Source organism: Rhizobium sp. 05N49 (genome assembly GCF_056396805.1).
Genome location: NZ_JBFTME010000001.1, coordinates 432,550 through 446,848 on the forward strand (window position 1 = coordinate 432,550; position 14,299 = coordinate 446,848).

General features: G+C 61.7%; 13 protein-coding genes and 1 other RNA gene. 7 read left to right on the forward strand and 7 right to left on the reverse strand.

Annotated elements, in window-relative coordinates:
• The 3 genes from hflK to AC1DF8_RS02260 all read right to left on the reverse strand — a co-directional run bounded on the left by hflK (nt 1) and on the right by AC1DF8_RS02260 (nt 2,668).
• On the reverse strand, nt 1-1,098 hold the full coding sequence (gene hflK / locus AC1DF8_RS02250) for an FtsH protease activity modulator HflK (protein WP_112969551.1): 1,098 nt from the start codon (nt 1,096-1,098) through the stop codon (nt 1-3).
• Between the two features lie 146 nt (nt 1,099-1,244).
• A complete protein-coding gene (locus AC1DF8_RS02255) occupies nt 1,245-1,766 on the reverse strand; it encodes a dihydrofolate reductase (protein WP_477994874.1) in 522 nt (173 codons plus the stop codon).
• Nucleotides 1,767-1,873: 107 nt separating this feature from the next.
• A complete protein-coding gene (locus tag AC1DF8_RS02260) occupies nt 1,874-2,668 on the reverse strand; it encodes a thymidylate synthase (RefSeq protein WP_477994875.1) in 795 nt (264 codons plus the stop codon).
• Between the two features lie 114 nt (nt 2,669-2,782).
• Here AC1DF8_RS02260 and ssrA point away from each other — a divergent pair.
• The 4 genes from ssrA (at nt 2,783) to AC1DF8_RS02280 (ending at nt 4,348) form a co-directional block, all read left to right on the forward strand.
• Nucleotides 2,783-3,159, forward strand: a transfer-messenger RNA (tmRNA) gene (gene ssrA, locus AC1DF8_RS02265).
• Nucleotides 3,160-3,289: 130 nt separating this feature from the next.
• The gene (locus tag AC1DF8_RS02270) at nt 3,290-3,802 is read left to right on the forward strand and encodes an SspB family protein (protein WP_018115669.1); all 513 of its coding nucleotides are present in this window, start codon (nt 3,290-3,292) and stop codon (nt 3,800-3,802) included.
• Between the two features lie 51 nt (nt 3,803-3,853).
• A complete protein-coding gene (locus AC1DF8_RS02275; protein WP_018115670.1) occupies nt 3,854-4,042 on the forward strand; it encodes a DUF4169 family protein in 189 nt (62 codons plus the stop codon).
• A gap of 84 nt (nt 4,043-4,126) precedes the next feature.
• Nucleotides 4,127-4,348: a ribbon-helix-helix domain-containing protein gene (locus tag AC1DF8_RS02280; RefSeq protein WP_477994876.1), complete on the forward strand. Its 222-nt coding sequence runs from the start codon at nt 4,127-4,129 to the stop codon at nt 4,346-4,348.
• 26 nt (nt 4,349-4,374) lie between these two features.
• Here AC1DF8_RS02280 and AC1DF8_RS02285 read toward each other — a convergent pair whose 3' ends face one another.
• The 3 genes from AC1DF8_RS02285 to AC1DF8_RS02295 all read right to left on the reverse strand — a co-directional run bounded on the left by AC1DF8_RS02285 (nt 4,375) and on the right by AC1DF8_RS02295 (nt 10,738).
• Nucleotides 4,375-8,082: an AsmA family protein gene (locus AC1DF8_RS02285; protein ID WP_477994877.1), complete on the reverse strand. Its 3,708-nt coding sequence runs from the start codon at nt 8,080-8,082 to the stop codon at nt 4,375-4,377.
• Nucleotides 8,083-8,171: 89 nt separating this feature from the next.
• Nucleotides 8,172-9,584: an FAD-binding oxidoreductase gene (locus AC1DF8_RS02290; protein WP_477994878.1), complete on the reverse strand. Its 1,413-nt coding sequence runs from the start codon at nt 9,582-9,584 to the stop codon at nt 8,172-8,174.
• A 101-nt stretch (nt 9,585-9,685) separates the two neighbouring features.
• On the reverse strand, nt 9,686-10,738 hold the full coding sequence (locus AC1DF8_RS02295; protein ID WP_477994879.1) for an aldo/keto reductase: 1,053 nt from the start codon (nt 10,736-10,738) through the stop codon (nt 9,686-9,688).
• 89 nt (nt 10,739-10,827) lie between these two features.
• Between AC1DF8_RS02295 and AC1DF8_RS02300 the strand changes: the two genes are divergently transcribed.
• Together AC1DF8_RS02300 and AC1DF8_RS02305 are read left to right on the forward strand one after the other, a co-directional pair.
• Nucleotides 10,828-11,730: a LysR family transcriptional regulator gene (locus AC1DF8_RS02300; RefSeq protein ID WP_477994880.1), complete on the forward strand. Its 903-nt coding sequence runs from the start codon at nt 10,828-10,830 to the stop codon at nt 11,728-11,730.
• A gap of 149 nt (nt 11,731-11,879) precedes the next feature.
• Nucleotides 11,880-12,974, forward strand: coding sequence for an AbrB family transcriptional regulator (locus AC1DF8_RS02305; protein WP_477995060.1), 1,095 nt, complete (start codon nt 11,880-11,882; stop codon nt 12,972-12,974).
• A gap of 31 nt (nt 12,975-13,005) precedes the next feature.
• Here the strand turns inward: AC1DF8_RS02305 and AC1DF8_RS02310 are convergent, their stop codons facing one another.
• Nucleotides 13,006-13,404 (reverse strand): VOC family protein, encoded by a 399-nt coding sequence (locus AC1DF8_RS02310; protein ID WP_113204834.1) that lies wholly within the window; start codon nt 13,402-13,404, stop codon nt 13,006-13,008.
• 87 nt (nt 13,405-13,491) lie between these two features.
• Here AC1DF8_RS02310 and AC1DF8_RS02315 point away from each other — a divergent pair, with 87 nt between their 5' ends.
• Nucleotides 13,492-14,199, forward strand: coding sequence for a helix-turn-helix transcriptional regulator (locus tag AC1DF8_RS02315; protein ID WP_477994881.1), 708 nt, complete (start codon nt 13,492-13,494; stop codon nt 14,197-14,199).
• The last annotated feature ends 100 nt before the right edge of the window (nt 14,200-14,299 follow it).

Below are 14,299 nucleotides of genomic sequence, written 5' to 3' on the forward strand. Positions count from 1 at the left end.
TCAACCTCCCTGCCGTGCCGGTGCCGCCGGTCGATTGATCTCGTTGAGCGGCAGGTAGGGCACGACGCCCTGCTTGTCGTCGATCACGACCTTCTTGGAGTTCTTCAAGACCTGTTCCATCGTTTCCAGGAACAGGCGCTTGCGCGTCACGTCGGGAGCTTTCGAATATTCGTCATTGATGGCGGTAAAGCGCTGGGCCTCACCTTCGGCTTCCTTGACGACGCGATCCTTGTAGGCGGCTGCGTCTTCGCGGATACGGGCGGCATCGCCTCGCGCCTGGCCGAGCTTCTGGTTCGTATAGCGGTTGGCGTCCTCGATCGTGCTGTCGCGGTCGCGGCCGGCACGCTGCACTTCTTCGAAGGCATCGGCGACTTCACGCGGCGGCGCCACGTTCTGGATCGTCACACCGGTGACGGTGATGCCCGCGCCGTAGCGGTTCATCGTATCCTGGACGATGTTGAGGACCTGTGTCTCGATCGGCTGACGATTGCTGCGGAACGCATCCTGTGCCGGACGGCGGCCGACGATCTCGCGCATGGCGCTGTCGGAAACCTGTTGCAGCGTCTCGGCTGGATTCTCGACGCCGAAGAGGTAGGCCTTCGGATCGCTGATCGTGTAGAAGACGGCAAACTGTACGTTGATGACGCTCCTGTCACCCGACAGCATCAGCCCGCTCGAAGAGCCGGCCGTGGTGGCGCCGATATTCTGCTGCTGCACCGTCACCTTGACCATCTCGACGGTTTCGAACGGCCAGAAGTGGAAATGCAGGCCCGGCATGGAAATTTCTTCCTTGGGCTTTCCGAAGCGCAGTTCCACGCCGCGCTCGTCCGGCTGGACGACGTAAATGCATTGGAAAAGCCAGAAGATCGCAATGACCGCGACGATGATCGCAACGACACCGCCGTTGAAACCGCCGGGAACGATGCCGCGCAACTGATCCTGTCCGCGACGGATGATATCTTCCAGATCGGGCGGACCGCCCTTGCCGCCGCCACCGCCGCGTGGACGGTTCGGCCCCTGCCCCCATGGTCCCTGATTGTTATTTCCGCCGCCGCCGCCCCAAGGGCCGCCGCCGCCATTCTGATTGCTCCAGGGCATCAAAACCTCGTTGTTCGTTACGTCATACACATCCGACCGCCGTGGGGGCTACCGGCGGATGCGATGGGACCGTTATAGGTATCACCGCATCTGCTTTCAACGCGGCGTCAGAAACTTGGTCAATATAATTGGAAAATAGTTCCTTTTCAGGCATCTCGACGTTCATAAACGACGAAACGCGTGGGATAGGTATCCCTCTCCCCTGCCGGAACATCAAGACTTTCGGTCGCCACCCAGGCGGCCGCATCGATGGCCGGAAAAACAGTATCGCCATCCACATCGGCCTCGACATGCGTGATGCACATGCGATCGACGAAAGCTATGGCCTGCGCGTAGATCTGCCCGCCGCCAAGGATGGAGATTTCGTTTTCGCCCTGCTTGCGGGCGAGCGCCTCGGCCATTGTGATCGCTTCGTCGAGCGAGCGGGCCATATGAACATCGGGATGGTCGATATCGGCATCCCGCGAGATCACCACGTGTTGGCGTCCCGGCAGCGGCTTTCCGCCGAAACTCTCGAAGGTCTTGCGGCCGACCACGACAGGCTTGCCCACCGTCATCGCCTTGAAGCGCTTGAGGTCTGTCGAAAGCCGCCAGGGCATGTCACCGTCGCGGCCGATGGTGCCGTTGCGCGCAACGGCGACGAAGATGGTCTTGCGGATATCGGACATCGGCCTTCCCGGCTTGGAGCATACCACGCAAACCTGTGAAGCGGTCTGCGGTCACGACATGCGAAACAGAAACCTGAAGCAGGCGATCTGAAAGATCGCGACACGCTTTAGACGGCGATCGGCGCCTTGATACTGGCATCGGCCTCATAGCCGACGAGCTCGAAATCCTCGTAGACGAAGCCGAATATATCCTTGACTTCGCGCTTGATCACCATGCGCGGCAGCGCATTCGGCTGGCGCGTCAGCTGCAGTTTCGCCTGTTCGAAATGGTTGTGGTAGAGATGCGCATCGCCGAGCGTATGGACGAATTCGCCATATTTCAGCCCTGTCACCTGCGCCACCATCATCGTCAGCAGCGCATAGGAAGCGATGTTGAAGGGGACGCCAAGGAAGATATCGGCCGAGCGTTGGTAGAGCTGGCAGGAAAGCTTGCCGTCGGCAACATAGAACTGGAACAGGCAGTGGCAAGGCGGCAGCGCCATCTCGTCCACTTCGGCCGGGTTCCAGGCCGAGACGATGTGACGGCGCGAGTTCGGATTCTTCACAAGGCCTTTGACGAGATTGTCGATCTGGTCGATATGGCCGCCGTCCCGCGCCGGCCAGGAGCGCCACTGGGCACCGTAGACCGGCCCGAGATCACCGTTCTCGTCGGCCCATTCGTCCCAGATGCTGACGCCGTTTTCATGCAGGTAGCGGATATTGGTCTCGCCCTTGAGGAACCACAGGAGCTCGTGGATGATCGAGCGCAGGTGCAGCTTCTTCGTCGTCAGCACCGGAAAGCCGGCATCGAGATCGAAGCGCATCTGGTGACCGAAGACCGAGCGCGTGCCGGTACCCGTACGGTCGCCGCGGTCGGTGCCGTTTTCCATCACATGGCTCAAGAGGTCGAGATATTGCTTCATGGTCGCCACCGATTCCTTTTGCGCCTAATTTAAGGGGAAAACGGCCGCAAACCAATGCGCGTTGCTGATTATCCAAGCAAAATCGCTGGAGAGCACGAAGCTTTTGTGACGTATCCCCTTTCCTTGCGATCACAAAAACACTATATCACCCGTGCCGGCTTTCGGGCCGGCTATGGCGATAAACGGGCGATGGAATAAGCCTATTGGACCCGGGGGCGGTACCCGGCGCCTCCACCAAAAACAGACGGCTTCCCTGATGGGAAAAGGACTGCTTTTGATGGGGGCGAAATAGGATCGACAAGGGTGTAAAGATCGACTTTTTGCTCGGCATGATACCGCCGTTATCGGGTCACAAGTGTAGTTGCAAACGACAACAACGCTAAGGAATACGCTCTCGCTGCCTAATGGCGGTGTGAGAATTCCGAACTAAGCCCTTACGGTTAGCCCCGTAAGGCGGGGTCCGAAGGCACCTGGCAACAGAAGCCTTCACCTTCTCCCCTTTTTCGACGAAATCATGTATGCTGATGGGTGCATGAATCGGCTTGCGCCTTTCCCAAAGCGGCCGGACGTGCCATAGAAGTTCGTGAAAAGACTTCCAAACCGACGAAAGACAGGAAAAGCATGGGGCAGGATCATATCCGCTACGACATTCTGGCACAGGACGCGTTGCGCGGTGTCATCCGCAAGGTCTTGACCGAAGTCGCAACGACGGGCCGTCTGCCCGGCGACCATCACTTCTTCATTACGTTTCTGACCGGTGCTCCCGGCGTGCGCATCTCGCAGCACCTGAAGTCCAAATATCCTGAGCAGATGACCATCGTCATCCAGCACCAGTTCTGGGAACTGAAAATTACGGAATCCCACTTCGAGATTGGCCTGTCCTTCTCGGACGTGCCGGAAAAGCTCGTCATTCCCTTCAATGCCATCAGAGGCTTCTACGACCCCTCGGTCAATTTCGAGCTGGAGTTCGATGTGCCGCTGAGCGATGGCGAGGAACTGCCGGCAGCCGAGATCACCGCCTATCCTGTCGATGCAGCCAAATCCGAGGATGCGGCGGCAAAACCTGCCGTGGAAGGCGAGGAAAAGAAACCGGGCTCGGTCGTTTCACTCGATTCTTTCCGCAAGAAGCAGTAATGCCAAGGGAGGCGGAAGCCTCCCTTTTTCTTTCATGACGGAGGCAACCGCATGAGCGCCGAAATCGTCAACCTGCGCCAGTTCCGCAAGCAGCAGGCTCGCTCCGAAAAGGAGAAGCAGGCAGAGCAGAACCGTATCTCGCACGGCCGTACCAAAGCTGAAAAGCAATTGACCCGTGCCCTCAACGAGAAAGCCGAAAAGGTGCTCGATCAGGGCCGGATCGAAGACGACAAGACCTGATCGCCGACGTCTGAAAGGCTTGGGCGATCAAGCAGATGCGATTCCTTACTGAATCAATTTCTCAATCAAGACGAAGCAGGGCCGATGATCCGCAAACATTCGGCGACGTTGCACGGGCACCGCACCAGTTTTTCGCTGGAAGATGAATTCTGGACCGAGTTGAAGGCGATTGCCGCGAGCCGCTCCATGCCGCTCGCGGCACTGATATCAGAGATCGACGATGACCGCATGCCCGACAGCAACCTCTCCTCGGCATTGCGGCTGCACGTCTTGTGCTGGCTGAAAAATGCCGCGGCGAATGCCTGATTGGACGTGTTTGACCGTCGTTCTTTTTACTGCGCCTGAACGCCTGGCAGCTGATCGAAATTGAGCTGGCCGGGCGGTGACGGTCGTTCGGTCCGGCGGGCAGCCTCGGCCTCCGACGCAGCCCTCGCCTCCGCCTCCGCCTTGGCACGCGCCTCTGCTTCAGCCGCTGCCTTTGCCTCGGCTTCGGCCTTGCGCTGAGCCGCATCCTGCGCCAGAGCCCGCAGCCGCTGTTCTTCTGCCTGCCGCTGCCGCTCGATCTCGGCAGCCGCGACCCGCTGGGCGTCATTGAAGCGATAGAGCGCCACCTCGCGCCGCAGCCGCTGCTTCTCCAGCACGTTGGCCTGCAGGCGTTCGACGCGCCGCCGCTCGCGCTCGAAGGCACGCAGCGAAAGATAGCTGGTAATGTCGGTCACATCCATCGTCTTGCCGGGCGAGGCCAGCAGGCCGGAGAAGTTCAGGCGGATACCCGGCTCCGCGCCTGAAAGCGCCTCGGCACCGGGATTGAAACCGATGCCGAGCGTTGCGCTGATACGCTGCTGCGGCAGCTCGATCTGCGCATCGGCGCTCAGATGCGCCAGATCGTTGGYGACGCTGACGTTCTGGATACGCAGCGTACCGTCGGTCACGTTGAAGGGAATACCGAGTGGCGGCAGTTTTGCCTCGCCGTTGTTCAGCAGCGTCTCGACGATCGGATGCACCTTACCGGCATTGATCTGGTCCTGCATCGGATCGGTCGCGGCCAGAAGCGGCGCCAGGATCGCAAGGTTCAGCCCGCGAACGCTCGTTTCGCCAAGCCGGATTTCACCCGAGCCGTTCAGCGAGCTCGCAATCTCCGAAACCGTCTTACCGGAGGCTTCGAGCGCCAGAGACATGCCGAATTTTCCGTTGGCGACAGGTGCGCCGTCACGCGGCCAGATGACGCCACCGAGATCGGAATCGGCAAGTGCCAGTCGCGACTGCAGGAAGCCCGTGCCATTGGCATTGGTGAAAAGCAGGTTGCCGGAGAGTGTGCCGCCGTCCCAGTTGCCCGCAATGTCGTTGAGCTGCAGCTCATCACCCTTGTAGGCAACATTCGAGCTGAAATCGTTCACCGCCGTGTTGAAAACACTCGGCCAAAACTGCTTGGCTGTGAGCTTCAGATTGACGTCGAGATCGCGGAAGAGCGGCATGCCAAGGGCTGCCGTCGTCAGCTGGCCATTGGCGGGATCATTGATCTGCCCGAACACGGCCTCCCCGAGCCAGCCGAGATCGGCCGTGGAAAGCGCAAGCGCGCCGCTCGCCGTCGTCTTTGCCGCCTTGCGGTCGAAGGTCAGCGCACCGGCAAATTCGTTGTCGGCCGCATGCCCGTTGAGATCGGCCAGCACCACCTTGTCGGCATCGATGGTCGCATTGGTCTGCAGCTTGAAAGGCAGCCCGGTGCCGAGCTCGGGCAGCGCAATGCCGTTCATGACCAGATACGGGTCGAGATCGGCACTTTCGAGCGACACGGCGACCTTGCCGTTCATGAAAGTATCGGGCCGCACGTCGACCTTGCCGTTTGCCGTAAACGAGGTCCGGTCGGTCGCAAAGGTCAGCGCGGCGTCGGCGGGATCATTGTCGGTCGCCGTCACCTTCAGCGTCATGCGGCCATTGGCGCCGGCATCGACCGGCAGCGGATCGAGGCCCGCCTGCCCGAACAGGATCGACGGCACGGCATTGTCGAGCGTTGCCTCCAGCGTCGTCGTGCCGTTGCCGGTCAGCGCCAGCAGGTCGGACATGCGGTAATCGAGATTGACGCGGCTGCCGTTCGAAACGCCCGCGAGCGTCACCGCCAGCGCATCGCCATCATCGCCGCCGAGCGTCAGCGCGCCACGTAGCGCCGTATTGCCATACCAGCCCGCATTGCGCACCAGCCGGTCCATGACCGGATGATGCGGCAGGTGCTCGCGCAGCATGGCGAAGAAGGCGCCGGGATCGGCAGCCTTGAAGGTGATCTCGCCGGTGCCCTTATAGTCGAGCAGCGATCCCTCCGCCTTGCCCGTCGCGGTCAGTTCGGCGCCAGCAAGGTTCTTGATCGCCAGCCGATCGACCGAAAGGGCCCCGTCTGCGAGCGTGAAAGTCGTTTCGACATTATCGGCCTGCACGCCGAAGGCCGTGAACTTGTCGGCCTTGAGCTGCGCGGCGATCCTGTGATCGAGCACGTTGTCACCGGCATCCTGGCCGGTAAAGAGACCGGTCAGCGCCCTCAGCGCATCGAGATCGAGTGAATCACCGTTGAGCGCAACGGAAAGCGACGGTGTCTGGCCGTTGGTCGCCTGCCGCTCCAGGCGCCCCTTCAGCGTCGCGGCACCGATCGCGATCTCAAGATTCTCGAAACGCTGCAGATCGTGCGTCAGGCTGACATTGGCGGAGAAACCCGCCTGCCTTAGTTGGCGGATCGCCGGATCGACCGAACCTGCCAGCCAGGAAGCAAGCCCGGTCGGCTGGTTGGAGGCAACCACCATCTGACCGTTGAAGGACGGTTCGCCCGTAAGCGTCAGCTTGCCCTTGCCTTCCACCTGCGTGCGGCCGGGCAGCGTGCCGACAGCGCTGTCGATCATCCAGCCGTTGCCGGCAGGCTCCAGTTCCAGAGCCACGTCGCGGATCGTCGTATCGCCCGCAACGATCGCCGGCAGGCGCACGGTCGCCTTGCCCGGTACCTGCGGGATCGGCACCTGGCCGACAATTTCAAGCAGCGAATTCAATCGCTGACGTGCCGAAACCGCCGGGTCGCGGTTGGTCTTGCCGGCGGCACCCTGATTGCCGATACGGTTGACGTCGATCTGCTGGCCATCGGCGGTCAGCAGGAATTCCGGCGCCTTTCCGGTATCGAGCGTCGCCTCGCCGGTGATCACATAGGGGTCACTCGTGGAGCCGACCTCCATGCGGTATTCGGGAATGCGGATGCGGTCGTTGGTAAGCTCGAAACGACCCTTGAGGCGCGGCGGCGCCTCCCCTTTTTCAGTCTTGCCCTCGCTGCTCTCGATCGCGGCCGAGAGCGTGCCCTGGTAATTCGGCCGGCTGTCGACGAGCTTGAGTTCACCGTCGAGATCGATGCTGACGGGATGTTTGTCGGGCGCAAGTCGGGTGCGCACGCGCAGCACGCCGTTTTCGTCCGGCTGGTTGCTGGCAATCGAGAAGCTGCCATGCTCGCCGTCAAGCGCGCCGTCACCCTCGATGCGCCATGGACCGGCGAGCGACTTTGCCGACATCTCGGCATTCAGCCCGGTTACGTGGCGCGAACGACCGGATTGATCATCGATGAACTCGATCTCGCCGCCGTTGACATGGACATTTTCCAGAACCACCGTCTTGGCTGGAATTTCCGGCTGGCTGCCGCGCATCCAGTCCAGCGAACCGTCCTTCAGGAGCCGCAGTTGCACCTTGGGATTGACGACGCGCATGTCGAAGATCAGCGCTTCGCCCGAAAGGAAGGGCGCAAGCTCGGCATCCATGGAGAACTGCTCGACCTGCACGACCGGCGTGCCGTCTTCCTCCTGGCCGACGCGCACGTCATGCAGCGTCACGGAGGGAAACGGCAGCAGCCGGGCATCGACCGTGCCATGCACCGTCACCTTCTTGCCGATGATGCGGCTTGCCTGATCCTCGAAATTCTTCCGGAAATCCGTCCAGTCGATGAATAGCGGTGCCAGCAGCGCCACGAAGAGCACTACGACGATCACTCCTCCTAGAAAGACGAGGAACCGGCCTATCAAGTCAGGGATTCTCCATTCGGGATTCTGTTGCCGACACTAGCGCTATTCATGCCGGGAGCAAGGGCCAAGATCATGAGATTGTTCCATTTTCAGCCCAGATGAAAAATCTTGCCGGGATTGAGGATATTGTCCGGGTCGAGCGAGCGCTTGATCTGGCGCATCAGATCCACCGTACCCCCGAGCTCCTGCTCCAGAAATGCCATTTTCCCCTGCCCGATCCCGTGTTCGCCGGTGCATGTCCCGTCCATTGCCAGCGCCCGCGCATTCAGCCGGGCGACGAATTCCTCGGCCGTCGCGATGTCCGCGGCGCTCTTGTCGTCGAACAAAAGCTGCACATGGAAGTTCCCGTCGCCCGCATGGCCGACGATCGGCGCCAGCAAACCATTTGCCTCGATATCGGCCTGCGTTTCGGCAACGCAATCCGCAAGCCGGGATATCGGAACACAAACATCGGTCGAAAGTACGGCAAGCCCGGGCGCCAGCGCCCGCACCGACCAATAGGCATCGTGACGCGCCTTCCAGAGCTTCGTGCGCTCCTCCTGGCTCGACGTCCACTTGAATTCACCGCCGCCGCATTCGGCCGCGATCTCGGCAAAGGCGGTCGATTGCAGCGCCACCGTCTCATCCGTGCCATGGAATTCGAGGAAGAGCGCCGGGCTCTCCTCATAGGGAAGATTGGCATAGGCAATGCTGGCGCGCATCTGCAGCGCATCGACAAGCTCGATACGCGCCACCGGAATGCCCATCTGGATCGTCATGATCACGGCGTCGCACGCCGCTTTCACACTCGGGAAGGCGCAGACGCCGCCGGCGATCTTCTGCGGAATGCCGTGCAGCCGCAGCGTCACCGAGGTCAGAATGCCAAGCGTACCTTCCGCCCCGACGAAGAGCCGCGTCAGATCGTAACCCGCCGACGACTTGCGGGCGCGGCGCGCCGTGCGAATTTCCTCGCCGGAGGCCGTCACTGCCGTCACGGCAAGCACATTGTCCTTCATCGTTCCATAGCGCACGGCATTGGTGCCGGAGGCACGCGTCGAGGTCATGCCGCCGATCGAGGCATTGGCGCCGGGATCGATCGGGAAGAACAGGCCGGTATCGCGCAGATGGGTGTTCAGCGCCTCACGCGTGACGCCCGGTTCGACCGTGCAGTCGAGATCCTCAGGATTGACTTCAAGCACTCGATTCATGCGGTTGAAATCAATGGAAATGCCGCCATTCGGCGCGTTGACCTGCCCTTCGAGCGAAGAGCCGGTGCCAAATCCGATGACCGGTACCTTATGATCGGCGCAGGCCCGCACAGCGGTCTTCACATCGTCGGCCGTCTCGGCAAAGAGGACTCCGTCGGGCAGCTGGGCGGGAATGTAGGTGGTCGTGTGCGCATGCTGGGCGCGAAAAGCCTGGCCGGTCTGGAAGCGCTCCCCGAAGCGCTGTTTCAGGATACCGGTGACGGCCTCGATACCCGCCTCGTTTCGCATCCCAGCCTTCGCGTCGCGCAGTGCCATGCCCTTGATCTCCCTGCATTCCACAGCCTGCTACAGCATCTGTAGCAGGCCGGGTATGAGGCAAGTCAAAGCGGCTGTCCAGCCAAGATTCAGGGAAGATCTCATCCCATCCTTGTTGTGGGGATCGCAGGCGGGTTCAGCCGCGCAAAGCCCTCCTGCCGATAATAGGGGAAATAGGGATAGGGCGGTGTCACGGCACTGACAGCATCCAGCCGCCCGATCTGTTCCGGCGTCAGGCTCCAGCCGACCGCGCCGAGGTTTTGGCGAAGCTGGTCCTCGTTGCGTGCGCCGATGATGACGCTTGAAACCGTCGGCCGGCCGATCAGCCAGTTGATGGCGATCTGCGGCACCGTCCTGCCCGTCTCGGCGGCAATCGCGTCCAGTACGTCGACGATATCGAAGAGCTTTTCGTCATCGACAGGCGGGCCGTATTCCGCCGTCTGATGCAGGCGGCTTCCCTCGGGCAAAGACGCGCCGCGACGTATCTTGCCGGTCAGCCGCCCCCAGGCGAGCGGGCTCCAGACCAGGGCGCCGACCTGCTGATTGGCGGCAAGCGGCATCAATTCCCACTCGTAATCCCGCCCGGCAAGCGAATAATAGACCTGGTGGGCAACGTAGCGCGGGTAGCCATTGCGCTCGGAAAGCCCGAGCGCTTTCATCAGCTGCCAGCCGGAGAAATTGGAAACACCGATGTAGCGAACCTTGCCGGCAGCCACGAGCCCACCGAGCGTCGCAAGCACCTCTTCGACAGGCGTCGAGGCATCGAAGGCATGAAGCTGCAACAGGTCGATATAGTCAGTGCCGAGCCGGCGCAGCGCATCCTCGGTCGCGCGGATCAACCGCGCCCGCGAGGTGCCCCAATCATTCGGCCCCTCGCCCATCGGCAGCGCCGTCTTGGTCGAGATCAGCACGGCGTCGCGCTTTCCGGAAATCGCCTGCCCCAGCACCTCCTCTGAAGCACCGGCCGAATAGACGTCCGCCGTGTCGAACAGCATCACACCCGCCTCCAGGCAGATATCCACCATCCGTCGCGCCTCCTGCGCATCCGTCGTGCCCCAGGCACCGAAGAGTGGACCGCTGCCGCCGAAGGTACCGGCCCCGAAGCTCAGCACCGGCACCCTCAAGCCCGATGCGCCCAGATTTCTGTATTCCATGATTCAATCTCCTTTTTTGAAGAGATAGACCCGGCCGGAACGATGATATAGATTGCCTCAGAGCATATCATCTGTGATTTGAATTCATCATGAGCCGTCAGGACATCAATCGATCGGGCGAAATGGAAGTCTTCGTCAGCGTCGTCGAACGCGGCGGTTTTTCCACTGCCGCGCAGGCGCGGCGCATGACGCCATCGGCCGTCAGCAAGCTGGTCGCCCGGCTGGAGACAAGGCTCGGCGCCCGCCTCGTCAACCGCTCGACGCGCAAGCTGCAGCTGACACCGGAGGGATGCGCCTTCTATGAGCGCAGCGTGACGATCCTCGCCAACATATCGGAGGCGGAGCGCTTCGCTTCGGCAGGAGAGCAGGCGGCCGGCCGCATCAGCATCAACACCAGCGGTTCCTTCGGCAATCATGTTCTGGCCCCGCTCGTCCCCGCCTTCATGGCCGGGCATCCGGGCGTGACGCTCGATATCACCCACACAGACAAGGTCGTCGACCTGCTGGAAGAGCGTGCCGATGTGGCGATCCGCGCTGGACCGCTGAAGACATCGAGCCTGATCGCCCGCAAGCTCGGCGCCGCCAGGAAGATCGTCGTCGCCTCCCCCGATTATCTCGCGAAATATGGCGAACCGCATTCAGCCGGCGAACTCCAAAACCATCGCCGCATCGGCTTTTCCTATGCCCGGGCGCTGGAAGGCTGGCCGATCCTGGAGAACGGCGGGGAAATCACCATTCCCCTTACCCCGGGCTTGCAGGTCGGCGATGGCGAGGCCATGCGTTATCTGGCGCTCTCGGGCGCCGGCCTTGCCCGCATGACGGAATTCACCGTGCGCGCCGATATCGCCGCTGGACGGCTCGTTCCGCTGCTGGAAGACCTCAACCCCGGCGATGTCGAGGAATTCTACGCAGTTTATATCGGCCAGGGCGGGCCACTGCCGGCCCGTGTTCGCGCTCTGCTTGATTTCCTCGCGAAACACACCCGCCTTTAGGAGCAAAAGGGCCAGATTCCGCAATTGACCCTTTGGCCGCCCCGTGCCTATACCGGGTCTGCGCTTGCCGGCCTCAGCCGGCCTCTTCATGCTGCCGGGGCCTCCTCCCACCTCCGCCTTCGGGCTCGCTCCGGTCGAAAAGTTCGGGGATCACAATTTTGGACGCAAGCAGCTTCCAGCAGAAAGCGAGCCTGCCCAAATGGGCATTGCTGCTCGCCTTGTCCGCCATTCTTGTCCTGTTCCTCGAACTCTTCGCCCTGCCCGCCTCGCTGCTGATCGGCCCGATGGTCGCGGCAATCGTTCTCGCCCTTACCGTCAGCAAGGGGCAGTTGCGCATCCCTTACTGGCCGCTGCAATTCGGCCAAGTGCTGGTCGGCCTCCTGATGGCGCGCAACATCACGCCCGATATCCTCGGAACCATGGCCAAGGATGCGCCGCTCTTCTTCATCTTCATCGTCTCTGTGGTCGCCATTGCCGCCGGTCTCGGCTGGCTTTTGACACGTTGGCAGGTTCTGCCCGGCACGACGGCTGTCTGGGGCTCCACGCCCGGCGGCGCCTCAGCCATGGTCATCATGTCCGAGGCCTACGGGGCGGATGCCCGCCTCGTCGCCTTCATGCAATATCTGCGCGTTGTCTTCGTCGCCGTCGGCGCCTCCGTCATCTCCCGTCTCTGGGCCGCCGCCGATGGGCAAGAGCCGCCGCCGGTCATCTTCTTCCCGCCGGTTGACTGGCCGGCCTTCGCGATCACGATCATCTTCGCCGCCCTTTGCTGCTACGGCGTCTTCCGCTTCCGCATCCAGGGCGGCAATATCGTCATCCCGCTGATCGGCGGAGCCGTTTTGCAGGGTTTCGGCCTGCTGAAGATCGAACTGCCGACCTGGATCCTGGCCCTCAGCTACGCGCTGATCGGCTGGAGCATCGGCCTGCGCTTTACCCGCTCGATTCTCGAACACGCCGCCCGCGCCCTGCCCCGCGTTTCCGCCTCCATCATCATCCTGATGGCGCTCTGCGGCTGCATGGCCGTCGCCCTCCACAAATTCGCCGGTATCGACCCGCTGACGGCCTATCTCGCCACCAGCCCCGGCGGCGCCGATTCCGTAGCCATCATCGCCGCGTCGAGCGATGTCGACGTGCCTTTCGTCATGGCCATGCAGACCGGCCGCTTCATGATGATCCTGTTGATCGGCCCGGCAGTCGCCCGCTTCATCGCCCGCCGCTCCGGGCTCGCGGAAAACGCCGCTTGAGCATCAAAACCCTCGGCAGCCCGCAGGCCAGTCAACGACCGCTGAAGCGTTGCCTCGCGGCCTCGGTAACGGGTGTATAAAGCGCGACGCGGGTTCCCTCCGGGTCCGAGAACTGGACCGTGCGATTTCCCCACGGCATATCCCTGGGCTCATGCACGACCTCGACATGATCCTTGAGCCGAGCGAATTCAGCGTCGACATCAGACACCATGAATTCAAGAATGGCGGTTCTGTTGGCCCGCGGCTCCGCACTGCCCTCTTTGAACAGGGCGACCGTCTCCACGCTCCCTATCGCCACGACGGCACCGGGTGTGACGATCTCGGCAAAGACGGGAGCAAGCCACTCCGCGCGATAGCCCGTCACGAGCTCATAGAAGGCCACCATGCTTTTAATATCCGAGGCGACAAGACGGGTAGATGCGAGCTTCATCATTTTCTCCTTCAGGCGTAACGATCTCTTTGCCCGCTCTTGTGACATAGTCATCCTGCCAGCGTTGTGGCAGCAGGAGTCACCAGCATGCGAAAAGCGGAACGGCTTTTTCAGATCATCCAGATACTTCGAAGATCAAACCGTCCGGTCACCTCGGCACAGCTTGCCGATGAACTCGAGGTCGCGCGACGTACCGTCTATCGCGACATCGCTCATCTGATCGGCCAGCGTGTTCCCATAGAAGGGGAAGCGGGGTTCGGTTACGTCCTCGATCCGCAATACGACATGCCGCCACTAATGCTGACCCCAGAGGAAATCGAAGCCGTTCTGCTAGGCGTCCAGATGGTTGCAAAACTGGGTGACCCGGCGATCACCAATGCCGCCAGAGATGTCATCGCCAAGATTACCGACACGGTACCCGACGACCTCCTTCCGTTCATCGCCGAACCGGCAGTCGGCCTGAAGCCCGAGGAGGTCACCAACAGCCTGACGTTCGACACTCGCCCGGTCAGGCGGGCGATCAGGGAGGGGCGAAAGATCGACCTCGAATATCGCGCAGCCAGTGGCGAGATAAGCCACCGCATCGTGTGGCCGGTGCTTCTGGGCTATGCAGACGCGCATTGCCTCCTGATCGCGTGGTGTGAATCGAAGCAGGCCTTCCGCCATTTTCGCACCGAGCGCATCCTCGACTTCGAGGTTCTCGAGGAGACTATCGGCGTATCCAGAGGCAGGTTGAGACAGCAATGGCTGCACTGGCGTGAAACCGAACTATCCCGTTTGCGCGCTGCTCCGTGACTGGCGACCTGCGGAAAACGCCGTCCAAATGCGGGGACCATCAAACTGCGTGGCCATCGAAACAGGCTCTGAATTGTCCTGCCTGTGCCTGACTAGCCGC